This is a genomic window from Marinomonas epiphytica (assembly GCF_054780655.1).
The window spans coordinates 465787-491046 of sequence record NZ_BAAGVX010000026.1 but is presented as its reverse complement, the minus strand read 5'-3'; the positions used below and the strand labels follow the sequence as shown (position 1 = coordinate 491046).

Annotated in this window: 18 protein-coding genes; 5 read left to right on the top strand and 13 right to left on the bottom strand. The window is 41.4% G+C overall.

The genetic code is table 11. The annotated features are described in order from the left end of the window. The first annotated feature begins 36 nt into the window (after nucleotides 1-36). Nucleotides 37-951 (top strand): LysR family transcriptional regulator, encoded by a 915-nt coding sequence (locus tag ACYVGZ_RS07390; RefSeq protein WP_460753347.1) that lies wholly within the window; start codon nucleotides 37-39, stop codon nucleotides 949-951. Here ACYVGZ_RS07390 and ACYVGZ_RS07385 read toward each other — a convergent pair. The 4 genes from ACYVGZ_RS07385 to ACYVGZ_RS07370 all read right to left on the bottom strand — a co-directional run bounded on the left by ACYVGZ_RS07385 (nucleotide 948) and on the right by ACYVGZ_RS07370 (nucleotide 5039). Beyond that, nucleotides 948-1955: a sterol desaturase family protein gene (locus ACYVGZ_RS07385; RefSeq protein WP_460753344.1), complete on the bottom strand. Its 1008-nt coding sequence runs from the start codon at nucleotides 1953-1955 to the stop codon at nucleotides 948-950. The two genes, ACYVGZ_RS07390 and ACYVGZ_RS07385, sit on opposite strands and share 4 nt — an antisense overlap. A gap of 15 nt (nucleotides 1956-1970) precedes the next feature. Then, nucleotides 1971-3341, bottom strand: coding sequence for a DUF4856 domain-containing protein (locus ACYVGZ_RS07380; RefSeq protein ID WP_460753341.1), 1371 nt, complete (start codon nucleotides 3339-3341; stop codon nucleotides 1971-1973). Between the two features lie 204 nt (nucleotides 3342-3545). Then, nucleotides 3546-4046, bottom strand: coding sequence for an arsinothricin resistance N-acetyltransferase ArsN1 family B (locus ACYVGZ_RS07375; protein ID WP_460753339.1), 501 nt, complete (start codon nucleotides 4044-4046; stop codon nucleotides 3546-3548). Between the two features lie 21 nt (nucleotides 4047-4067). Then, complete coding sequence (locus tag ACYVGZ_RS07370; protein WP_460753336.1) at nucleotides 4068-5039, bottom strand: helix-turn-helix domain-containing protein; 972 nt, start codon at nucleotides 5037-5039, stop codon at nucleotides 4068-4070. A gap of 180 nt (nucleotides 5040-5219) precedes the next feature. On the opposite strand from ACYVGZ_RS07370, the gene ACYVGZ_RS07365 reads away from it, so the two are divergent. The 3 genes from ACYVGZ_RS07365 (at nucleotide 5220) to eat (ending at nucleotide 9007) form a co-directional block, all read left to right on the top strand. Then, complete coding sequence (locus ACYVGZ_RS07365; RefSeq protein ID WP_460753334.1) at nucleotides 5220-6641, top strand: ethanolamine ammonia-lyase subunit EutB; 1422 nt, start codon at nucleotides 5220-5222, stop codon at nucleotides 6639-6641. Then, nucleotides 6638-7489, top strand: coding sequence for an ethanolamine ammonia-lyase subunit EutC (gene eutC, locus ACYVGZ_RS07360; protein ID WP_460753331.1), 852 nt, complete (start codon nucleotides 6638-6640; stop codon nucleotides 7487-7489). The genes ACYVGZ_RS07365 and eutC overlap by 4 nt, the downstream gene beginning before the upstream one ends. Before the next feature lie 114 nt (nucleotides 7490-7603). Further along, on the top strand, nucleotides 7604-9007 hold the full coding sequence (gene eat, locus ACYVGZ_RS07355) for an ethanolamine permease (protein ID WP_460753328.1): 1404 nt from the start codon (nucleotides 7604-7606) through the stop codon (nucleotides 9005-9007). A 55-nt stretch (nucleotides 9008-9062) separates the two neighbouring features. On the opposite strand, the gene ACYVGZ_RS07350 is transcribed toward eat, so the two are convergent. From ACYVGZ_RS07350 to ACYVGZ_RS07340, 3 genes are all read right to left on the bottom strand, one after another. Continuing rightward, complete coding sequence (locus ACYVGZ_RS07350) at nucleotides 9063-9920, bottom strand: aldo/keto reductase (RefSeq protein WP_460753325.1); 858 nt, start codon at nucleotides 9918-9920, stop codon at nucleotides 9063-9065. 127 nt (nucleotides 9921-10047) lie between these two features. After that, entirely contained in the window at nucleotides 10048-10341 is a 294-nt protein-coding gene (locus tag ACYVGZ_RS07345) for a DUF1330 domain-containing protein (RefSeq protein WP_460753323.1), read from the bottom strand. 3 nt (nucleotides 10342-10344) lie between these two features. Then, a complete protein-coding gene (locus ACYVGZ_RS07340; RefSeq protein WP_460753319.1) occupies nucleotides 10345-11217 on the bottom strand; it encodes an NHL repeat-containing protein in 873 nt (290 codons plus the stop codon). A 152-nt stretch (nucleotides 11218-11369) separates the two neighbouring features. Here ACYVGZ_RS07340 and ACYVGZ_RS07335 point away from each other — a divergent pair, with 152 nt between their 5' ends. Further along, nucleotides 11370-12125, top strand: coding sequence for a helix-turn-helix domain-containing protein (locus ACYVGZ_RS07335; protein ID WP_460753317.1), 756 nt, complete (start codon nucleotides 11370-11372; stop codon nucleotides 12123-12125). 235 nt (nucleotides 12126-12360) lie between these two features. Here ACYVGZ_RS07335 and ACYVGZ_RS07330 read toward each other — a convergent pair whose 3' ends face one another. The 6 genes from ACYVGZ_RS07330 to ACYVGZ_RS07305 form a co-directional block, all read right to left on the bottom strand. Further along, nucleotides 12361-12930: a hypothetical protein gene (locus ACYVGZ_RS07330; protein ID WP_460753314.1), complete on the bottom strand. Its 570-nt coding sequence runs from the start codon at nucleotides 12928-12930 to the stop codon at nucleotides 12361-12363. A 12-nt stretch (nucleotides 12931-12942) separates the two neighbouring features. Next, entirely contained in the window at nucleotides 12943-13554 is a 612-nt protein-coding gene (locus ACYVGZ_RS07325) for a hypothetical protein (RefSeq protein WP_460753312.1), read from the bottom strand. A 326-nt stretch (nucleotides 13555-13880) separates the two neighbouring features. Next, entirely contained in the window at nucleotides 13881-20186 is a 6306-nt protein-coding gene (locus ACYVGZ_RS07320; RefSeq protein ID WP_460753309.1) for a DEAD/DEAH box helicase, read from the bottom strand. A 3-nt stretch (nucleotides 20187-20189) separates the two neighbouring features. Then, complete coding sequence (locus ACYVGZ_RS07315) at nucleotides 20190-23447, bottom strand: STY4851/ECs_5259 family protein (protein WP_460753307.1); 3258 nt, start codon at nucleotides 23445-23447, stop codon at nucleotides 20190-20192. A gap of 12 nt (nucleotides 23448-23459) precedes the next feature. After that, nucleotides 23460-23924, bottom strand: a complete 465-nt coding sequence (locus ACYVGZ_RS07310; protein ID WP_460753304.1) for a hypothetical protein — start codon at nucleotides 23922-23924, stop codon at nucleotides 23460-23462. A 133-nt stretch (nucleotides 23925-24057) separates the two neighbouring features. Continuing rightward, on the bottom strand, nucleotides 24058-25047 hold the full coding sequence (locus ACYVGZ_RS07305) for a 5'-nucleotidase (RefSeq protein WP_460753302.1): 990 nt from the start codon (nucleotides 25045-25047) through the stop codon (nucleotides 24058-24060). Between the last annotated feature and the right edge of the window lie 213 nt (nucleotides 25048-25260).

The following is a 25260-nucleotide window of genomic DNA, read 5'->3' as shown; positions in this document are numbered from 1 at the left end:
CTCTTATTTCATAGAATATATTCATATTTGGTATTTATGGACATTAAACGACTCAAAAGTTTTGTAGCTGTAGCAAGGCACCAAAATTTTTCTAGCGCAGCCCAAGAACTGCATACTGTACAACCCGCTATTAGCAGACATGTGTCTGCTCTTGAAGAAGAGCTCGGTGTGCCTTTATTCCAGCGCAACTCAAGACATGTAGAAATTACACGGGCGGGACAACAGTTATTAGTCGACGCTGAACGAATTATTCACTTAAGCCAAACAGCAAAAAGCAATGCTTTAGAGGCCCATAAAGGGACCATTGGTGAACTGCGCATCGGTTATTTAAGCTCTGCATGTCTAACCTTTATGCCCCTATTAGTACAAAAGTTCCGGCAAAAATGCCCAAACGTTCGTATACACCTTATTGAAATGACAGTCAGTGAACAGCTTGAAGCATTCGAACGAAAACAGATTGATGTGGGGTTTTCTCGCCCCATGCCCGAGACGTTAGCGATGGAGTTTAGCTACGAAAACATATATGAAGACAAACTGGTTGCCGTGCTGAATGAGCATCATGCTATGGCAAATCAGCCAAGCCTTTCTATTACCGACCTGAAAAACGAGTCTTTTATTTTATTCAATAGAGAGCAAGCGGTAGGACTGTTTGATGAGATCATTCACCTTTGTAAACAAGCTGACTTTTCACCCAGGATCAGCAGCCAACCCTTGCTAATGCAAACTTTATTAACCGAAGTCGCGGCAGGGTTAGGTATTGCCATTGCTCCTTATTGTATTCGTAAGCAATTTAGTGAAGGTTGCTCTTTCGTCAGTATCCGGGAAACTCAAAAACCCATTTTTACACAACTGCACTACCAACACAGAGCGAATGACCCGATCGTTGCAACCTTTGTCGACGTCTGCTTAGCAGCTAAATCGACCATTGCAGGCCAAATGCAAAAAGCTTAAACAAAGATCAAACACAACAAACCTAACGCGAACCGGCTGGGTTGTCGCTGTCGAATAACGCGAAGTAAACGATGATAGGTCTGCTGCAAAGGCACTGTCCATTGGCCAATCAAACCAGCTTCGTCTATGGCTTGGCCAGTTCCATATGGCAGTGATTGATTGTCACTGCCGGCTCGCCAGCAGCCGAAAACTCGGTCCCAAAAAGCAAAAATAACACCGAAGTTAATATCATAATCTTGAGGACGAGAAGAATGATGCAACTGGTGCTGAGCAGGTGATATAAGCCACTTCTCAATACCTTTTCCATAACTTAAAGACACGCCAGAATGCCTGAGATTTGCCCCTAATAAATTAAACATAAAGGTTGAAATTAGAACACCAAAGACTTGCCACAGGCTCACTTGATGAGGAAATAACACCAAAAACAAACTCACCACACAGGCTTGAACACTCAATGAACGTAACAAGAACAATACGCCTTCAATAGGGTGAGTACGAAAAACCGTAAAAGGAGTTAATACTTTTGCGCTGTGGTGGACTTGATGAAAAGCCCATAAAAACGGTATTTTGTGCATCGCCCAATGCACAAAAAATCGTGAAAAATCATCGAGCAACAGGTAACAAAGGGTGAATAAAAGCATGACTGAGCCATTAGACCAGCCGAGGTTTAACGAACTGACGCCCTGCTCTTGCCAAAAGAAAAACAGCCAACTTATCCAAACCGCTTGCGATAGCGACTTAGGTATTAACAGTGACAGCAGTAAGCGATTAACAATCCAAATTACATAGTCTTGTCGAGCAGATGGGTGCCACCAAACCCGCCAAGATAACAATGGCGTGAGCCGCTTCAATCCGGCTCGACCGTAGCGCCAGTAGAAAACAAAAAAAGCGATCAAGCCGCCAGAAAATAAATAAGCAAGAGACACTCTCTTGCTTATATCAATTAAGGATGAGCCAGCCAACGCAAGCTCATCCACTAGCCATTGAATAAACAGCTCAAACATGACTATTGAGCAGTATTAGTCATTTTCAGCGCTGCTACCTGCGGCGTTGATTTGTTCTAATACAGCACTCATGCCCGCTGTTTTATCATTTAGCTTGCCCTTAAGATCAAAGGCTTGAGCAAGCAAGTTCTGAGTCTTAATCATACTAAGTTTGTATTCTTGCATCGACACTGAGCTTGATTGAATGAAGCCACCTTTTCCATCTTGAGCAACAACTTGTGTGTTACCAAACAAAACTGGGCTAAAGCCAATTAAGCGATCCAACCCAGCTTGGCTATTGCCAAGATCACGACCAGCGGCTTCAAGTGCTAATGCAAACCCCTTTAGCTCTCCCCAGTGTTTAACGTAATTGCGGTAAGCTTTAGTCACATCACCATTTGATTCTTCAATAATGGCAATTTTTTCTATATCTGCATACACACTACCAGCATACTTGTAAGCTGCTTCTGCAATCACTTGTTGCCAAGCTGTCGCAATCACATCTGCGTACGCATAAAGTTTGCTACGTTGTGCATCCGTTAACTTTTCACCTTTAGCATCACTGATTAGCTGACGTCCATCAACAAAGGCTTGCATGATGGTATGGAAATAATTAGTGCCCGCACTCGCATCAACACTAGCAGCGTAGTAGGCATGCGCATAAGCCATTTCAGACTTAAGATCGATCACGCCATCACCGTTTGTATCCGCTTTTTTGAATACGGAAGGATCACGCTTAGTAATTTTAACCACTTCAGCAGCACTTAGGTTTAGGCCATTTGCAGGGGCACCAAAGTAACCAAAAGCTTCATCCCAAACATGCTCTTTACCTGTGTAAGCCGTCCCTTTTTTGTAAGGCTTATCATTTGGATGTTGGTCTGCACCCAATTTTTCTTCTAGGTAATGGTTAACGGCCTTATTATAAAATACGGCTCCCATTGCAAATTTAGAAACCAGCTGAATGTAGTCGTATCCGTTTACAGGGTCATAACCATTTTTGGTTTTTCCTGCCTGTTGAACCAACTGCTCTAACAGTTCTTGCGCTGTTGGGTTGCCTGGCCAGCCTGTGATGACACCATCGTAAGCACTAGACAGAAGGTCTTTCCCTTTCGAAAGCTCATCTATCTGAGTTTGTTTGATTTTAAATCCGTCCTTTGAAACAGGATCTAAAATAGCCAAGCCACTCTCTTTGCTAGACAAGTATTGCAGCATGGCTGCCTCATCACCTTTGCCTACCACTTTCTTAAGGGAGTTATGTAAAGCATGACGCGCAATTTGCCCGCCATAAGAAACCGAAGAGGTTGCCTTTCCTTCATAGCCTTTTAACGTAACACCAAATTCATATTGGTCTGCAGCTAAGGCATGGGTCGAAAAAGCCACACAAAGGGTCAGTAGAGTTTTCTTCACGATATTTTTCCTATTTTAATGAACAAAAAATGGTAGACCTTGGGTAAGGAATAAAGTTCTAAATAAAATAGCAATAATGAGAATAGGTATCAATAATACTATTGAATTTATTACAGTGAAATACAATCTGCAATAAAATAAAACATTGGTACTAGTGATTGTTAGTGTTTTAGGGTAGAAATAGGGGGTAAGCGCTTTACAACATCAGCTATGGTTACTGGGTAAATGCAGCTGCCAATAGCCGACATCTAACCACTGCCCAAACTTGTAGCCTACTGACTCAAAGTGGGCCACTTTGCTCATGCCCATTTTTTCATGCAGGCCAACACTTGCTGGGTTCGGTAGAGTAATGCCTCCTATAATATTATGGATATCACGTTCTTTTAATTTCTCAAAAAGAACGGTGTAAAGCTGACTCCCCATTCCTTTGCCGTGGTAGCCGTTTGACAGATATACCGTCGCCTCTACCGAAAAACGATAGGCACTACGCTCTTTCCATTTTGTTGCGTAAGCATAGCCAATTACCTTCTCGTTAAGCTCTGCAACGAGCCAAGGAAAGTCGTCATCTTGAACGGATTGTATACGTGCTTCCATTATGGCTGGAGTGACTATTTGTTCTTCAAAGGTCACGCACGTATTTGTGACATAGTAATTATAGATTTCAGCTATTTCAGGAGCATCTTTTAACTGTACGCTTCTAATCATTCTTCTCTCTAACGACTTAGATTAACTGGCTTCATTGAGCTTTAGCGTCTTTGAAGGGGTCTCATTAAACAAGAGTTTATAATCTTTTGAAAATTGACTTAAATGCCAGAACCCCCACTGTTCGGCAACTTGTCCGACACTTTTTCTTGTTTTCTCATGACTCGCTTTCATTAGGTCGCGGCGCACGCCATTTAAGCGAGTTAATCTCAAGTATTGAATAGGGCTCACGCCCAAAATACTCTCAAAACTGTACTGTAAGCTCCTGCGGCTCACATTCGCGATTTGGCATAACTGCGTTACTGTCACTGCCGCGTCAGTATGTTGCTGCAAATACTGGCTAACGCAATCAACTACTTTTTTTCTATGGTGATAGCTTTGTGTTTTCGCAGGTACTGGGGTTTCTGCTTTTAGCAGCTCAAGCAGTACCATCATAACAACTTCTTTTTGCAACCTAGAAGGCACCTCATTTTTCTCGACCGATAATAACCGTTGTAAAATATAGCGCGCTTTATTAAGAATCTCTGAAGGCAGCTTTAATCGACCAAACTCGGTAAAGTCTTGCCAATGTATTGTTAAGCCATGTATTGCTGCGACTTCCTGTAATTCATATTGGCTCACCACTAAGCCAAATAGGCGGTACTCTTGGGGAGTAGATAACTGAAACTCCGCTCCCCCTTGACGACACATAATGGCATTAGACTGAATATTCAAGCCATTAATTTTACCTTCCGCCTGATTGCTAACCGGTATGCCTAGCCACACAGAATCAGGCCACACCACGCAACGTTGTTGTAACGACTGGCTAGTGTACTCGCTAAACACTTGCAGACCATCAAAGGACAACTCGGTAATACGACCATAAAAATCACCGCAGCTGGTTTGATCGTATTCTTGCTGCCAGTTGGTTAAGTTATTCGCATGTAAATCTGCATCATAAGCTTCTGTTTGCTGAACCACCCCGCTCCAAGCTGGTGCACTCCTATGCTCCTTCATTACCTACACCTCTTAAAAAGACGCTTCACAAAAACATAAGAAATTGAAATATAAGGATTTTTTGATTTTGCCATTATTTGATAACGCCACGCTTTTAATTTAACTACAGTTAATAGCAGCAAAAGTTATGCCTTATAAGTATTTTTTAAAGGCCAAGAACAACACATAAGAGTTCCATTTATGAGTATTTTTCGTAACACAGCGCAGTTTCGGCATGTACTGGGAAGCAAAACATTTACCTTTAAAAACTTAGCTGAGTTGATGGCTAAAGCAACACCTGCACGTTCGGGTGACCGCCTTGCAGGAGTATCAGCAGCTAACGCAGAAGAAAGAGCCATCGCCCAAATCACTCTAGCAGATGTGCCCTTAGCATTATTTCTTGAAGAGTTATTGATTCCTTATGAAGAAGACGAAATTACCCGCTTAATTGTTGACGAGCATGACAAAAAGGCTTTCTCTGCTATTTCTCACTTAACGGTTGGGGGATTTAGAGACTGGTTATTGAGTGATCTTGCTACGCCAGAAAAGCTCAAAGAAATTAGAACAGGTATCACGCCTGAAATGGTAGCCGCGGTCAGTAAAATCATGCGTAATCAGGATCTGATTTTGGTCGCGCAGAAGTGCCATATCACCACGGCTTTTCGTAATACGATCGGCTTACCTGGGCATTTATCGACCCGTTTACAACCCAACCACCCGACCGACGATCTAACCGGTATTGCCGCCAGCATGCTCGATGGATTGCTCTATGCCAATGGTGATGCGGTTATTGGTATCAACCCTGCGACAGACAACGTTCAACAAGCGAGTCGTCTGATTAAGATGATGGACGAAGTGATCCAGCATTATCAGATCCCTACTCAATCATGTGTACTGACTCATGTGACCAATACGCTTGAGTGCATTGAACAAGGAGCACCTGTAGACCTTGTCTTTCAGTCTATTGGAGGAACCCAAGCGACCAACGACAGTTTCGGTTTTAACCTAGCGAATTTAGCTGAGGCTCAAGATGCAGCTCTATCACTAAAGCGAGGCAGTGTGGGCAACAATGTTATGTATTTTGAAACGGGCCAAGGCAGTTCACTTTCTGCCAATGCTCATCATGGCTTAGACCAGCAAACCTGTGAAGTTCGTGCATACGCTGTGGCACGTAAGTTCAACCCTCTTCTGGTGAATACGGTTGTAGGATTTATTGGCCCTGAGTACTTATACGATGGCAAAGAAATCATTCGCGCAGGATTAGAAGACCATTTTTGCGGAAAACTTCTTGGCGTACCTATGGGTTGCGATGTTTGTTATACCAACCACGCTCAAGCGGATCAAAACGATATGGACAACCTACTGACGCTTCTGGGCGTAGCAGGTTGTACGTTTATTATGGGCATACCTGGTTCCGATGACATTATGTTGAATTATCAAACCACATCTTTTCACGATGCGCTCTATGCTAGGCGAGCCCTAAATCTGAAACCGGCGCCTGAGTTTGATGCATGGTTAAAGAACATGGAGATCTTTACCAATACCGACACCTTCACGCTTAACCAAGGTTTGCCCTCTTCTTTCCAAGCCTCTTTACAAGGACTTTTAGGAGACCTCACATGAGCCATTATGAAGGTGAACCAGCAAACTCGGTAACAGCAAACCCATGGCATAAACTCAATGCCTATACGGACGCGAGAATTGGCCTTGGCCGCTCTGGGGTAAGTACCCCAACTAAACACCTGCTCGACTTTCAATTAGCTCATGCTCAGGCTATAGATGCCGTTCATGCTGAACTCAATGTTGAGCAACTCAAAGAACAATTTAGCCAAACACACTGGGCACCAGAGCACCCGCCATTCTGCTTACAAAGCCAAGCGCAGAGCCGAGCAATATATTTACAAAGGCCCGACTTGGGGCGCCTTCTAAAAGAGGATTCTGCTCTTGAGCTCAGCCACTTTCAGCAAGCGCATCAAGCAAAGTACGACTTAGCCATTGCCATTGTTGATGGACTCTCTTCGCTTGCGGTGGAACAAAACGCCTTGCCTCTTATGAATGCTCTTATAGGAAAATTATCCGCAACCTCTTTAACTCAACAATCGCCGTGGACAATCGCGCCCATTTGTTTTGTAAGGCAGGGGCGTGTGGCCATTGGTGACGATATTTGCGAAAGGCTGAATGCTAGCTGTGTCTTAGTATTAATTGGCGAACGCCCAGGTTTAAGCTCCCCTGATAGTTTAGGGCTGTACTTAACTTGGGGGGGCAAAGTGGGCCTTACCGATGCCTTTCGAAATTGCATCTCGAACATCCGTCCGGCTGGGTTGAACTACCCTGAAGCCGCCCATAAAGCCGCTTATTTACTGAATGAAGCACGCCAACTCAAGTTATCTGGCGTAAAGCTAAAAGACCGATCAGATGATGCCGCGATAGAAAGCCATACAGCGTCTACGCAAAACTTTCTCATTCCCTGAGAAGACCTAAAAGATACCAACAAAATAACAACGCAGGTTTAAAGCCTCAAACAAACGGCCTAAAAGATAACTCAGGCCATCCAATTGAAGCCATTAGAAACTTAAGGAACCACTATGTCTGAACACATGAATCATGAGTATCTGGCCAAGCGCCAATTAAAAAGAGGCTCCGCCGGCTGGTTATTACTGGCTGGATTAGGAGTGTCGTATGTTATTTCTGGCGATTTTGCTGGTTGGAATTTTGGTATCGCCGAAGCCGGTTGGGGCGGCTTTGCTATCGCAGCCACACTGATGGCGGTCATGTATTTGACACTTGTACTATCGCTTGCCGAAATGTCTGCGGCTATCCCTGCTGCAGGAGGCGGCTATAGTTTTGCGCGTCAAGCAATGGGGCCGACTGGTGGTTACTTAACCGGTTTAGCCGTTTTGATAGAATATGCCCTTGCTCCTGCCGCTATTGTAATATTTATCGGTTCTGCCGTGGAGGCATTATTAGGGTTTAACGGACCATGGGTTTATGCTGCTTTTTATATCGTTTTTATTGCGATACACCTTGCTGGCGCGGGTGAAGCATTAAAAGTCATGATGGTGATAAGTGGCTTAGCGGTATTAGCCATTCTTGCTACAGCTGTAGCCCTTATCGGAGAATTTGATGCTAGCCGCTTGTTTGATATTCCCGTCGCAGCAGAAGGTCATTCAGAATTCTTACCTATGGGGTGGTATGGCGTGTGGGCGGCACTACCATTTGGAATGTGGTTGTTTCTTGCCGTTGAAGGTGTGCCTTTAGCAGCTGAAGAAGCTAAAAACCCAGCAAAAGATGTGCCTCGTGGCATCATTGGCGCCATGATTTTTTTACTGTTTACTGCGTTATTAGTTGTCTTTTTGTTAGCAGGTGCAGCAGGCGCTGATGCTATGGGTAAAAGTGCTGTTCCCTTAGTGGATGCACTAAACTTTGCGGGCTATGAAACATTAGGAACTGCCGTCAACGTTTTAGGCTTAGCAGGCCTTATTGCCTCTTTCTTCTCAATCATTTACGGGTATAGCCGTTTGGTGTTTGCTTTATCCCGCGCTGGCTATTTACCTAGCAGTTTATCTGTAACCGATAAACGCAAGGTACCTTCTCGTGCGTTAATTGTTCCGGGAGTACTTGGTTTTTGCGCATCATTAACAGGAGAAGGAGATCTAATGTTGGCAATGGCGGTAGTTGGTGCAACCGTTTCGTACGCTCTAATGTCTCTTAGTCACATATTATTACGTATCAAACAGCCTAGCTTAGAGCGCCCTTATAAAACACCAGGTGGCATTATTACCTCATCGATAGCCTTTGCTCTGTCACTATTAGCACTTACTGGAGTATATGCTTATGACCCTCGCGCTTTCTTTTATACTCTAATACTGTTCATTCTTGGAACCGCTTATTATGCTTTTTACAGTAAGAAGCGTTTAGTGGCAAAAACACCTGAAGAGGAATTTAACATGCTTGCTGCGGCGGAAGCCGACTTGAGTGCTTCTAGCTAGATGGTATAGGGTTGCGAACCTTGTTGCGACAAGGTTCGCCGAGCAGCTAAAAGGCTTACCTAAAACAAGCGAGGTTACTGTGCAAGCGCTCGATCTTACTAGTCATCGTTAACGGCAACACGCCAGATTCTGATATCTTTTTTAATACTAAAGCAGAAGGCGACACACCATGTGTTAGAGCTTCATATTGGAGCTCTAATACTGTTTGACGATTTAGTTTTGAGTCATAACTAGATGGTAATTCCTGATTCAATTCAAAGGCCCCATCAAGCAAAGGTGAAAAAGCGACTAATTGAATATCTGGATTGAATTTCAATAAAGTTTCAGCCAATTCCTCACTCAAACAAACCTGTACCCCAAAATCTGCTTGTGCATTTGGGGCAATTACCGAATGCCGATATTGAGCATAATCCAGTGGCGCCAAATTATTCTCTTCAATTAGCGTAAGTAACTCTTTCACACGGGAGACAGAGAAGTTTGAAATACCTAACTTTTTCACTACACCTTGATTAACGTACTCACTCAAGGTTGACCAAGTTTCATATAAAGGTGTTTTTTGATCATCAATATGAGCATAAAGCACATCCAGATAGTTTGTTGATAAACGCTTAAGGGAGGCTTCAATTGCTTTATGAATGGCTGCTGCACTTAGCCCTTCTGCGGTTTCAAAGTTAATACCGTCTGTTGGTTGGGCACCTATTTTCGTGTGGATTTCAAGGCGTTCTCGAACTTGCCTGTTTAACCAAGTACCAATAACGGCTTCACTCTCACCACCTTTGCCTGCCCAAAACGCGTAGTTATTAGCAGTGTCTATGATTTTTCCGCCTAGTGCGACATAAGCGTCTAAAATAGCATGCGCTTGAGATTCAGGGATGGAGGTACCAAAGCTTGCTGTACCTAGGCCGACATTCATAAGAGCTCCTAGCTGACATTTATTTTAACTCATTAACGCACTTGCTTAACAAAAGCGCAAATTCCCTTTAACGCTTTCTTAGAAAATTATTTCATCGTGCTCAAATATGTGGTCTCTTCTCCTTCCCTTAACCTTCAGAAACATAAATTTGCATGCTACTGAAGCCTCTATCCCGCATCGGAAGAAGCGCTTGATATTCAGCACTTTCTAAAAAATTTCGCACACTCTCTGCGGATTGAAATGCAACCTGTAGCATAACCGACGCTCGGTGTTCCCCTACTAACTGATCAGTAATAGGGTAACGCGCTTGAGGTGTACCACCATATTGTTGCAGCACACTTTTAACGCCTTCTGAATAAGCAGATGCCTGCTCACTCTCTTTTGAGTTAACACTTGCCAATACAATCATTAATGCCGTCATGATTTATTCTCCAAAAATTTCAGGTGTGAAGCGATAAGCGGCAACACGGTTCGTTATGAAATAAGGAACTAACAGCAGGTTTTCGACCTCATCAAACCAGAAATCTGCCGATGTTTGTGCCAACGATAAGCTAGACAGAACTCTTCCTTGAGACGATAAATTCAGTAGCTCTCCTTTCATAAAATCGGTTGCAAGCCAACCATTCGTATAAGGGTGTAAGCCATCTAAATTCATCCAAGTTTTCTCACCACGAAAATCTTCAATTTTTTTCGTCGTAAGTGAAATACGCTTTAATAAACCACTGCTAAGCGTTGAGAAATCTGCTTGTAATTCGCCTCCCCATGAGGCGACATACAAGCTTCCCTCTTTGACCACTAGCCCGTTAGGTGATTCCAGTTGTGGTGTTTCCAGCCACACAGAGAGTTCTTGGTCTTTCAGTTTATAAATGCGATTTTCCAACCAATCAGAAACGTACAAGACACCATTTTCATCAAAAGCTAAACCATTCAATACACCAGCTTCTGGAACTGGATACCGAGCTGATACTTTTGCGGTATCGACATTAATCACTACCAGCTCTTTTACATCCGCTACGTATAAATATTTTCCCCGTTGCGCTAAACCTTTTGGAGAGTCTAACCCCAAAACCCATTCAACCTGATGCGAAGAGCCATCAGCTGAGATCAAACCAATGCTACCGTTGCCATCTTCCTTTAAAGGCTCTCCATTAATGTTCGAGACATAAATTTGCTGCCTGTCTCTATCTAGCAATACCGATTCTGGCATTTTAAAGTCGTTGAACTCCCACAACACATTGGGTTCTGCAAACGCCATTTGCGCTGACAACAACCCAGCTGTCAATGTTATCCACTTCATGATTTAGTCCTTACATATCTATTGTTTACAAACAAAAGATATGTAATATAAAACCCTAAAGAAACATTAAATAAAAAAGGTACAATTTACGTACCTTTTAATTAAATGAAGTATCATTAACTTAATTCACCCAACTTTGACTGAGGCCACCGATGCAACAAGCGGCACAACATGAAATTACTCATGCTCTAAAATTAGCGCTCAAAGCAAGAGGCTTAACCTATCAAGATGTTGCGACACATATTGGTGTTTCTGAACAAACGATTAAGCGTTTGTTCAGAGAGAAGGACTGTTCTCTAAGCCGCCTAACAGATGTGTGTAGTGCGATTAACATTTCCTTGTACGATTTGCTCACAGTGGCAAAAGAGTTCTCAGAGCCCATGGTAAGTTTGTCCTATGAGCAAGAGGTTTGGTTGGCATCACATCCTTCCCATTTTCACTTTCTTTTTTTCCTAACCTCGGGCTATAACACCGAGGAAATTAAAAGCAAATATCAACTCGATGACCTACAGCTATTTAAATATTTAAAAGACTTAGACCAGCAAAACTTACTGACTCTTGGTGCTAATAATGAACTGAAATTGAAAGTAGAAGGCAGACTGCTCATGCGCTTGAATGGCAAGCTTGCTAAATTAGTGAGAGAAAGAAACCACGACTTTCTGAACCAAGTATTCAAACATCACGATGAAGAGCACACTTGGTTTTCTAGCTCCTTTCGTTTTATGTCGGCCGACACACTCAGCGCAATGCAAAACGACATGGAGGAACTCATGCGACGCTATCGAAAAGCAGCCTATCAAGATGAAGCAATACTGCCGAGAAATAAGCTCCTTCCAGTCAAATGGTCAACGATCGCTTCCGAATTTGATATTTGTGGCATGTGGCCTTTAGATACCGATAAAAAATAGCGCTAACTTCTCATGGCTATGAAATTAACGATTGGAAATTGGGAATAGATGATTTTGAAGCTCGTCAGAAGACACTCTGTCATTTTGGTAATCCTCCCATCAAACTCGGGCATTTGAGAATCCATGAATAAACCTCATCAAGTGTTCCAATATTAATGCTTAGTTTATTTATATAAATAAACTAAGGCCTATTAATAATAGGCCTTATTTGTAGTGGTATTAGCTTATATCTTCATCAAAAAACATCTTCATCTTTTGCGAAAAATTTAGGCCTCCGTGCGTCTTTTTCCGCCTGCCTAATTTTCACAATATCATTTAGATACCAGTTTTTATTCATGATAGAGAAATCAGCAATCTGCTTATTGGCGACATAAATAATACCACCACGGTGCTTATCAAATGCCCGTTTCCCATCAGGCAACTTAAGCTTTTCAGGAAACGTTCGAACTGTAAACATGATATTTTGCCTACCAAAGTCTTCCCCAATTACAGAGAAGTCATACCCAGATAATACGTACCTTGTCTGTCCTAAATAACATAGGAAAATACTATGATAACTCTGCTCTTTAAGCTCTGCTGCAGCCTGCAAGAAAATGCGAAAGACATCATTTTGACTCGACAGCTTATCTACATGATTGATACAAAACCCTAAATTATCTCCTTCTTCGACTAACCTAAAATCAATACCAACATTTCTTGGATCTGCTTGTACGAGCTTTTCATGTACCACTGACAAATTGATAGATGAGCTTCCGTACAAGGAAAAACTGGCGCTAAGAAAGAAACATATAAAAAATGTTTTCATATCAATTCCCCCTTAAAACGCATCAACATCTGTTTGACTATGTGCTTCTTCAATCTCTTTCTTAGCATTATAAAAAGCAGGGCTTTCATATACTATTTTGACATACCCTTTCCCTCTACCTCTTCCTTCTATCGTAGCTTGTATTACTCCTCCACTTACAGTATAGGACGAGAAGTACGTACCGCAGCCAGAATACTCAAGGCACTGATAGAATTCATCTGAGTCTTTGTATAAATTCAGACCTGTTCGCTCATAGCTAGAAGATGGCTCACCATATTTTTTAGTAAGAAGTGCAGTTACTTGCTTGTACAGCTCTTTTCCCTTAGAACCATATGCATCGCCAGTAATATCTTTAGAACTGACTATGGCTTTCACCAATTTATCTTTGTACGTTAATACTAAATATTCATCTCCCTGAGACCAAGGTTTAGGGGCACTAACAGAAGACAAAAAGCTAAATTCTTCATATTTTTCTGGAGCAGAAAACCCAATAGCCTGTAGCTCAGCATGGTTCATCCCCCATTCTAAACCAAAGGGAGAAGGGAACTTTTCCGCGGCAGATACAGAGAAGGCTGAAGACAACAACAAAGCAGGGGCAACACAGCGTAAAGACAATTTATTCATAACATATCCTCAATAGATTAATAATCGAATTAACCTATAGCAGAAGGCGTGTCAACAAAAATATCCATATTTATCAGTGACTTATAAAAAAACCATCACTAGTTATAATAAAATTTCTTATTTTTACAAAACTTTCCTTACCCTCAAAAAATAAAAAAGCCAAACATCAACATGTTTGGCTTGGTGAAAGAATTAGCCTAATTAGAACTCTATTCTACTCGAACACCTGAATTTTCCACTAATAGCTATGCTAAAGTTGGATGCTAATTGTACAGATAGCATCTTCACTAAGTTGTTCAAAGGGAAAAACAAGAGATTGTTTTGCGCTATGAGTCCCCTATTTCTATACCTACCGTAATAAATGTATCCCAATCACAGTCATCTCTATGAGAAATCTGTGCATTGTCTCTTGCATCTCCGAGCCTAGTAACTTGATCAGGAATACTCCGACGGAAATCGAAGTTATGAAGCCCTCGTCCCACCTTTAATCGCCAATACCCCAACCCCTGATCAAAAATAATCTGTGCTTTAGAACCTGATTCAAATTCTAAATTTAAACTACGTCGATGAGGTATATCTGATTTTTTGGCTAATTGGATTGATGTATTTGGACCACAAATTTGCTTTATCCACCCTTTAAAGATCACTTCATAGTCATCCTCGTATCTCCAGTCATGATGTATCACATGACCTGGGTAATCTCCTTTTTCATCAAAGCAAGTCGTCACCGTTACATAGTTATCTTGATTAGAAATAGAGCTTAGAAGCTCACCCAGCATCAAAAGGCTTGATGGGCTTTGTAAATAGCGGTCAGTATAGTTAATCGAGATAAGCTTCTCGTTATCAAATAAGTTTGCGAGCCTGCTATCCTTTTTACTCAATAACTCCAAAATTCTTAACCCAAAACCCTTTAAGGATCCGTTTAACTCATTCTTAACAGCTATATCAACCGCACCTTGTACAGTCAAAGGTTCCGTGAACGATAGCACCTTGCCTGTGATTTCGGGTATGGCATCCGTTGTAACAGAAATATCAGAGGAATTAAGCCAATTTTCACCTAACGTTCTTGATTGATCGTCAAGACACCCAATCGTCTTACAGGAATGCTCGTAACATACCTGTACTACCGCGGGAACCTTAACGTCTGCTTCCACTATATCTACCTTCATAGCAGATAACTGAGCAAGAAAGTCTCTAACTTCTCCTTCCCACTTAATCTCAGGTACAACAACTTGTACATTTAAACTTTCACCTAACAACCGATGGAAGTACGATGTTAAAAAACCAAGAGAGGTATCCCAATCTTCAATATTCCTAGACAAAATAAACTTAACAGAGAAAGGCTTATTACGAAGCTGCTCAGCAAGTTTCTCCTTTATGGGCATTGAGTTGTAAATTGCATCTACAGAACCCAACATATTCTGATATTCGGCTGGAAGATCAAGATGATTGTCAAAATCAGCTTCATTTAACCAAGTAAGTGCTGTCTTACGATCTAGACGATCAATATCATGCCGTGAATCTGACTCTAAGAGACAAGAATGACAGTAACGGTCACATTGATCTTTGCACTCAAGGACATTTTTCATGCCTTTTAAGAGCTCTTTAATCTTGGCAGCCGCAGATATGGAAAAGCCTGCACCGCCACTGACTGTATCAAACAGCTGAATGACTTGTGCTTTATTACCTTGTCCTACAATTGCCGGTCTTGTTCCATAACCAACTTCATTAGATGAAATACCAAGTTGATCAACTAAGGTTTCTCTAAGAGCAACAGCGATTGTAATCGCAATACTTTTATTATTAAGATACTCAGCTGTTACAGGGTTACGAAGAACTAACTCGAATACATCCGTAGTGGTATTAAACCCAAGATGGATACTTTCCATGATCTTTCCTGATGCACCACATTCAGGCTTACCATTCTCATCGCGTTGAAATTTATTTGGCATAGGCGGCCTATGCGTCCCTTCTGGATTAAGGGATTTAGGGTACTCTTCTGTTGCAGTCATAGACTCTGCTCGACCACAACCAAGACAAAGAGCATAGCCCGTACCATATAGGCCTGAGCTGTGATGAAATACATGCCCAGAAGTATCAACTACCATATAGCCAAGTTCGGAATTAGGAAGTGTAACTTTATCGCCTTTCCCCATCACCCATGGTTCTTGAACAGGAATGTAAGCAGTCTGTGATATGTTGTTGCTTGGCGGCAGGTAAAAATCAGCCACAAAACCAGTTGGTTGTATTACTTTACGCTGATCTTTTATTTTAATTGGCTTGGCACAAGCCGAGTTGCTACACATAATATTATTTTGTTGGCTGAGATCTGGTTCATATCCTGTTTGGCCACAATGAGAACAGTGCCATGCAACATCAAACTTTTGAGTTTCTTTCAGCCCTTCAACATGAGCTTTTTGCCAACCTAATGATATACCAGCAGTTTTGTGTACACGGCCATCAAGTACAATTTCAGTACCAGGAGCGTATTCACGAATAGCTACGGCTAGATTTCGACTTGGTAGACCTCGATTGATCGCAACATTATCTTCACGTTCATCTTGTTTATTCTTCCTACCTTCCTTCTCGCGGAGATAATCTTCTAGGTTACCCACATTCAAATTAACGACATCTGTAGGAAAGCCATAGCCTGGAAGAAAACCCCTGCATGCAAGATCACGTAGCAAATACTCATTGCAAAGGCGATTTAAATCACCATTCAGTTTATAAGCGTAAGGGCCATCTTTATCAGCAGAAGCAAGCTCAGACTGAATAAACTGATATTCTTTTAGCCACTTTTCACTTAAGAGCTTGATCGTTTCAGATGTCGTTGTGACTAGACTATCTACGCTTGAGTTTTCCAACTTAGTTTGTGATGTAAGTGTTTTAATTTCATTTTGCAGTTTAAATTGATTACCTTCAAGCCAATTGATAAATCGAGTACAAGGCACATTACTAGAAGCTTCAGGTGTATAGAACCACTCCAAATTTAAGAAAAACTTTTCTTTAGAAGTCTCTCCAATTACATTTCGAAGGAACGTCCCAAGCAAGAAAGCATTAATGTGACGTTGTACAATTTTGGCAGAACTAAAGGCTACATGAGGCGCAGGAATATTCGTTTCAAATGGCCATTTTGGGTTGTTAAACACATACTGGTCATGAGGGTTATTCTTACAAAGCGTAAAGCCAACAGCACGAGCCTCTTTTGAGCGCCCTGCTCGACCAGCACGCTGTAGATAATTCGCAGGATGTGGTGGAACGTTGTTCATAACAACAGCAGAGATACCACCAATATCTACCCCCATTTCCATTGTAGTGGAGCAGTTTAAGACGTTTTTTTGACCATGTTTAAATCGTTCTTCATATTTCTCTAACTTCTCGGATGATTGCTGTGCAGAGTGTTCTGCGGTAGTGTAATAAACCCCACCCTCAACCACTCTATCGTTAATATCCGTCCATAGATTTTGCTGACGCAGTTGCTTAATAATGTCGTTAGAAGCCACATTATCTCGAATAGCTGAGATATAGCGACTGTTATCCGTTGATGTATCAAGCTGCCAAATTTTTGGTAAATCAACCTGCTTACATAGGTACTTATCAGGCTCTTTATATGGATCTTTATTCCAAGGAATATAAGGTGTAATCCCTTTAAATACAGTGTCGATTAGTTTATTTGTAACTGGACAAATGTATGCCTTAGTCATTAAGGAGAAACTGATGGTATCCAATCTCAGCTGGTATTGTTTACCCGTAAACTCACTAAGAGTTTTAGATTGACCGCTAACCAGACAATTCCATGCAGCTTGTAACCAACCATTAATTATGACTTTAGTTCTTTCCTCTGTAGGGTCTAACTTGCTGCCTTTAGCCAACAGTGAAATTAGTCGAGACTGCTGTTTGGCTTTTGACCTCACTTGTGGCCAAGGTTTCACCCTAATCCCTTGATCATCTTTTGACTCAGGACTGATTAAATGCTTCTCATAGAAACGCATGCCAATCCATTTAGTCCAGCTTTTATTAAGTTGAACAAAAGTGTTTTCTCGAACGTGGAAGTTCATACACACCACAAGAAAATCCTTCCAGTCTTTAAGAGTGTGACCATGTTCCGACCAATTTTCTGGTATAGAGGTAATTGCCTCAATCCCGGAGTAAACAATACGCACTAACCCCTGAGTCTCTACGTTATTGCGGTATTTAGGCCGGCGAGCTATCTCTCGCGTTAAAATCATTTCAGAAAGTGTTGTTGCATCACTTACATCAAAGGCGTCTGGGTCTAAGTATCGATTCTCCCAAGTCATTGAGTGAGAAACGTTTTGATCTAATTTTAACTCACGAACTAGTTCATGCCATGTTATAGGGGTTGGATTAGTTACTTTTTCAGCGCTCAATGATTCTAAGTATTGCTCTAAAGCCTTAGCTAATTCAGGGTCTTTGTCTTTTTGCAATAATATAAAGTCTTGAATTACATCAGGAGCGAGCCCCATATACATTTTTACTTTTTCAAAAACTGCATCATCTAGATCACTTTTTTCTTCCAAATGATTTTTAAGCTCTCGAACCATTATACCTCGTAACAAGGAGCGTTCTGCTTCTTGCTGCATACTAACCGACATTTTTGCCGTGCCTTGACGGCTATCGGTAAAGGTAATAAGACGACGCCCCCGAGCCGGTAGTTCAGCTGGCGTTCGTTTGACTTCAGCATCATCCTCCGGCTCAAAGTCTGGGCAATACTCTAATATGGTGGGTACAACATTAGTGGAGTAAAACGGAGCTCCCAGCATACAACGTCTTAATGCTTGGCCATGAACACCTCTACCTGAATGCCCACAATCTGAGCAGACAGGCTTTTCTTGCTCGTCTCTCAACGCCAAAGAAAAATCACCGTCTCCAAAAGATTCTATTCCATCTTTTGAAAACACTCTTAGGTGGTAGTCATTTTCACTTGATTCATTTGCACCAATAACAACAAGCCCTGAAGACCTTGAACCTTGATATTGCTCATTCTCACTTCCATCCGAATTATCAGAGTTATCACTCTCTTCATCAGAATCACCTTCCGTTAAGCTAAATTCATCGTGAGAGCGATCAATCCAAGGCACTAGCTTGCTGTTATTTGTATCAAAAGAACCTAATAAATGAGGTTCACTACACACATTACAAAAAGCTATCTCTAAGACAGGAGAACCACATTCACAATGTGGACGTTGCTTGGTGTAGACATATCCATATGGCCAATCCTGCTGTAGTTTTGTGTGTTGTTTATGGGAACAAGTTGGGTTCACACAAGACCAAAGACCACTTAAAGTCCGCTGGTAATAGTGTGAACGGACTTTTAAAAAGGCTTCAGAGCTCGAAGTTTCTTTAGTATTCGTACAGAGGTCTATCCAGCGAAAAATCTCACTTTCTTTTAACTTGAAGTCAGACATATCTGAAACTAAGTCATAAATTGACTTAGGCACTGAACCCTCAGCTGTTAATATATTTCGAAGAGATACAGCAATTCTAGACTCTTCTAAAGCTCTAAAGCGCTTGCTAGAAACCTCTTTTTTCTGCTCTTCTTTAGGCTTTAATGGCAGCTGGCCTTCCGGATCGATGGATTCAATTTCATCGATTGTACGGTTCACACTATCGACTTTGTTTAGCTTGGGTACGATTCGCTTGCCACCGATTACCGCTACCTGATCGACCGATATGTTTGCTAAATTAGCCAAGTAACGTCTTAAACTATCTTCAGCTTCTTTTCCCGCAATGGTTGCTGAAGTTGCTACAAAGCGAATGTCCTCCGCTTTAACTTCAAAGGCTTGCATAACACGGCGTAATTGCAATGCTAATTCCGCTGCTTGAGAACCAATGTAAGTGTGAGCTTCGTCTAGAACAATCCAGCGTAATTTCCCTTTAGATTTTTTGATAATTGGAGCATCTGCTTGACGAATCAGCATATACTCCAACATAGTACCATTAGTAACAAGAATGGGAGCTGGGTCGTCGCGCAACCCTTGGCGACTCATCACATCTTGCGGGTTCGCTGTTTGTTTTTGGCTTTCTTTACTTTTAAGTTTTTCCGGCGTTTTACCGTTGTAGAGACAAAAACGAATATCCCCTTCAAAGTGCTTTGTCCAAGCATTCAAGCGCTCACGTTGGGAGTTAATTAAGGCATTCAATGGGTATAGAAAAATCGCTCTTACACCAGTAAGGGCTTGACCTGTCTGAACTGTTTCACGGTAAAGATCTTCTAGCACAGGAACCATAAAACATTCTGTTTTACCAGAGCCCGTACCACTGGTAATAATCCGAGACTTGGGAGTTTCATCAAGTAAATCTGTCCACGCCTGGTATTGATGTTTGAAAGGGCTCCAGTCCTTTTTAAAGGAATATCGCCCATTATTTTCGTGATCCAATGCATCAATAATTTTCGGGGATAAAATGTTATTCAGTTCACCAACCTTCTCGGTGTGAGGCTCCCATCCAAACATTTGTTCAAAAACTGGTCCGTGAACAAATGGCTCATCACTTTCAAATAGATCGTTTAGATGATTACGCAAGTTAGGCTTGTTAATACCTAGCACACTCAGTGTTGCTTCTTTAGCACGAGAGTTCGCTTGTTGTTTAAGTGTTGAAAAGTAACCGGCCATACCTTACTCCGTGGCAAAAATAGATAAACAGCATTGAAAAACAGAATTGAACCAATCTCGATCGAAGTCCATTAGCTGTCTCAGTAATAAGTAATTTACGCCTGTTGCCCCTAAAACATCTGACCATGTGGTTTTTCCCGAAACAACAGCCGCCGCAATAATAGGAAATAAAGCCACTGCTGTTTGAAATTTGTGTGGTATTTCGAAACAAAGCAGTTCCGGCTTATGGGTCAAGAGCCATTGATTAAAAAAGAAGTCATAGTGTGAAGGCCAATTTTCATTGTCTGCATTCACCCTTAGTAAATCTCCCTTCCAAATATTCACCAAAGCGGGATAAACGGCTCCATTTGACTCAGATGCCTTAAACAACTCAGGTGAACCTAAAAAGTTCATCAATTTATCTAATTCTCGCATTTCAAAAAGCTTAACAAGCTCATCTGGGTATGCCTGCGCTTGCAAGGATTCTTTATAATTACTGAGTGCTTTGCTCCAACTGTACAAAGAATTCAGTTCCCATATGATATTAAACTCTGTCTGAAATGCCTGCAAAACGTCTTCAGTATTGTGCCGGCTAACCAATGGATAAGAAGTTAAGCAAAGCGGATGTTTAGCCAAAGCTTTCCAGACTTCAAATGTTGACATTGGCAAGTGAGAAAAATTTTCAAATAGAGCATCGAGGTATAGCCAGCCTGAATGAGATAAATTGCCAGCCATATCATCAAAAATGCTCTTAAATGGATTCGAATTATGAAGAGGGTGGAACTCCGATACCGCTTTATTAAGTGTTTTAGCTTTTTCTGAATTTAACACGGTATGATCCGGTGCCAAATAAGAAGCACGAAATGACACTCTAGAAGTTTTGCTTGGTACCGCTAATTTCGGTGCCCCCACTTGAGGAGGTAGCTCAAACTTTCCAATCGGTGAACCATTCGAAGTTCTTTGCATCAGCTTGATAGGCTTTTCTTCAGGGTTTTCTAAGTTAATTAATTCAACCTGTATTTTCCCAAAATCGTCCACTTCTTTCTCATCAAAAGCCAGCAAGTCCCCTTCTTTCGTTGGACTGGTTGTATAGCGACCAATTTGATACTGAACTGGATCAGTAGTAGCACTACTGATAATAAGCCTTACTGTTTCATCTAAACCGTCAGATGTAGAGAGCAACTCTTTTATTTTATGTCTAAATTCGTACAGACTTATCTCTGCAAATGAGTCGCTGACTAAATAGGTATAGTTAAAACTTACTTTATCTTTTGAACGCGTAGGTGCTTTTAACTCAATATCGAATTTAGTCTTGCCTTTTTCTGGCTCAGAGAATAAAAGTACTCGAGCTCCTAGCAAATCTTCAACAATGACTCTTCTGCTTAATTTTTGCCCATCCGCATCAAATAACAGTGCCCCCTTAGAAGGGAATGGAATTCTCAGAGCAATTGGGTCAGCTAATAAATTAGCTCTAATCTCAAGTTTAACTTCAGAAGGCGGAGTATCATCACCAGCATTAAGCTCTATGCCCTTGCCAGCATCGGTTTTAATTATCTTAGTAGCAATATCTGTTGTGACCTTAGAGGTTAGGTTTTGCTCGCAGTCTAAGTGAATCGTTCCAGTCGTTGGCGACAAACCCGCTTCAATTTTTATTTGCAAGCTATCTGGTAAAATCGCTATTTTACGACGATACAGTGTTTTACCCTCTACTTTCACACGCAATACTTGGCGTCCATATATTGCAGCAAGGTATTCCCCTTTACCGTAAATAGAGTCACCAATGTAGATATCAGCATTTGGCAGCTGACAAGAGATTTTTGGCACACCCTTGAAAACAGGAAAACCTTGCACAGATTCATATGCTAGTTCTGCCCCGGTAATACTTAGCAACTCTTTAGTAAATGCGTCCGCTTTACTAGAAATAACATACTGATCATTTACATCATCGGATTGTGTCGAAAGTGTCAGCTCGCCACTGAAATGAATGAGCTGGTAACCACCATCTAGTTCTTCATGGCTATAAATGTTGGCCGAATTTTCTTGCTTTAACGTTTCAAGATAACTGGATGTTAAAACATAAAGGCTCTCGGCTTTTTTACTTACACTTCCTAGACCTACTAGTTGATTACGACCATCAACCTGCTCAAGCACTACAGGCATATCCGACAGCAAAATTGACGACTCAGGGATGACCTCTTGATAACGTATCGTGCCTGACTGCATCACCACAAGACTTAAAGGCGCTTCCCATCGCTGACGAGAAAATTCAAATTTTGTAGACCTAAGGTGCAAAGTAGTCACGTCTTGATCGCACTCTAAACGCACACGCCCTAAGCTCTTAATCTGCTGTTTACCTTCATAGAGAAAAAACTCGGCATTAGGGTGAGAAAATTCACTTTTACCTATAGGTACTTGAATGCGCTTCTCGCATTCTATTTGACCTTTGAAACCAAAGTTATCTGAATGGGACAGCCATTGCAGTAAAGCTAAACGCTTTTGCCGTTGCTTAATATCTTTTCGCTGTGACGCAGCCGAAGTCAGTAGGCCAGCCAAGAACTCATTTCCTGTTGAATCTTCTAAAGGAATAGGAAAGCTACCTCTCCACGAAGGAAGTGAGTTATCAAGGTGTGCAACTGGGTCTGTCTGATTATCCAAGTCGTAACAATCGATGAAGGCATATAACCTAGCAACCATTTCATCAAGTAGAGCTACCGTCGTTTCTTTTTGAAAAGCATCGGGAAAGCCCTCTAATTGCTTTTGGATAAGTGGTACTGGAGAAACGCCAAATGATTTTGCTTTATCAAACTCATTAAGTAAACGTTTGAAAAGTTGCTGATATCGACTACCTTGACTCGCTAACAAACCAAAAGGTAAACCACCCTCACTGAACACAGTGCCTAGAAAATCATTCCGGTCACTTTCATAACGATTAACTTTTCGCCCCCAGTAACTCAAACCTTTTTCAATCAATTGAGGCCTTTGACTCGCTTCGATTTTAAAGTCTAACGCACTCCAAATTCCATCCCAGGACCAGCCCTCTTGATATTCACGGCGATACCATTCCGAACAAAATAGGCAAAATGCCGCGCACCATTCAGCGTTTCTAAACCTTTCTTTTGAAGCTACCAGCCTTCTGAGAACGACTTTTAATTCTTGATACTCGTCGTTCGTTAGCTGATAGGTAAACAATGGCTTTTGTTTGGCATTTTCAAATCCACGTTTTTGAAACATAGCAGAAAGCCAACTACTACAAGAAACAGGGATAACTGATGTAAGATCCATTTCGACTTGTCCTTATATTGAATCGTTAATTTGTTCTACTTTTAATCTATTCTCTTCAATCCGATTTTTCGCTTTCTTTATCCCGCCGGCATATTTATTAATATCACCAACATTTTTACCCCACTCTTTTAGGTCTTGTATGCGTCGCTCGTCCATCATGATCAATGTGTTAAGCGCTGTTACTTTAGCTGTTGAAGCCTGTTCATCTATCGCTTTTTTCAGTAGGTTAAGCGCTTCAAACTGCCCTTCAAGTGATTTCAAAGTTGCTTGCTCAAATTGGTCGTTTTGCTGTTGCTGTAGCACAAACGAATAAATTGCTAATCCCAAAGCAGCGCCAGAGAATAAGCTTGCACCAATACCAAAAGTGGTTGAAAAGTATGACGCCTCTTCAAGGTTTGGATAAAACTCCATAACACCAAATCCAAGAAATGGGATGATGGCAGCAAACATAAGCACGACTGAACACATTTTCTTCATACATATCTCCTTAATAATAGTTAATATGCATACAGCAGATAGTGTGCCAACTTTTTTATCCTTAAAAATCAACAATTTAAAACAATTTCAAAATTACAGATGATAAATAATTTTACTTTTTTTATAATTTAATTTATTTTTTAGATTGTTTTCTCTTGGTGCCAGTAGCCTTTTCACTCAATTTTGAAGAGCTTCGATAAGGTACTTTTGCAGAAGGCACTAGCTTGGATGCAGCATCTAAGTGAACATCTTGATCATCAAAGAAAATATGAGGATTAAAGGCTTTTAACACCTTGTCTTTACCAACGCCACCTAGAAAAAATGCTTCATCAACGTAAACTCCCCAATCACGCAGTGTTTTAATAACTCGCATTTCTGAGGGGCTATTTCTAGCAGTGACAATAGCGATACGAACAGGTGAGGATTCAACACGAATGGGTAGACGATCTTGCAATTTGGATAATTTTTTCAGCAAGCTTGCGTAAGGTCCTTCTTCCATAGGGATATCTTGCATTTCATCCTCTTGAGCATGAAATGCGTCCATTCCCAGAGTTTTATAAACCAACTCGCTTTCATCGGAAAACAGAACTGCATCACCATCAAATGCAATACGCACTTGACCATCGGGAATCTTAGGCGCATCTTTAGGTGGTTCTCTTAAAATGGCGGCTGCACATTGGCGAGAGTCTATGACTTTTTGAGCATCGTCTACATTGGTAGTTAGAAACAAATCTACGTCAAATGCCTCAAGGTAATCTGACACTGATTCACCTGCGGTGAATGCCGAGCGTGTGATATTCAATTTATCGTTTCGTATCGTTTGTAAGACACGTAGTCCCGTATCAGGGCTGTTACGGGACATAACAACCACTTCAACCAAAGGTGATTTGTCACCTTCAGCTTTGAACTCGTTTAGAGACAGTAATGCTTTGGCCAGATGGTAACCAGTTCCTGGTGCCAAAGGCTCGTTTTCACGCTCAAGCATATATTTTTGATAAACCTCAACAGCTGTTGACGGGTCTTTCAGACGTGCCTCATTAAAAATTCGGTCAGACTCACTCATATCAAACAAGGCAGTGGCAGAAATGCCGACAACCAAGGTGTTACTTAAATCAAATGCCATTTAACTACCTATAGTGTTTATAATTTCCCAGACTTAAGATATTGCCCAAAGCTCTTTCAACCGCTTAACGGTGTAATCCCATTTAGAAGCCCGGGGCCTTGCGATGGAGTTTTGGTTGCCAAATAATCCAACTTCATTCGCTGCATAGATATAGGCCCCAAAGCTTATGTAAAACTCTCCGCTACAGCTTCCTTTTTGATTGGTATTGTCGAA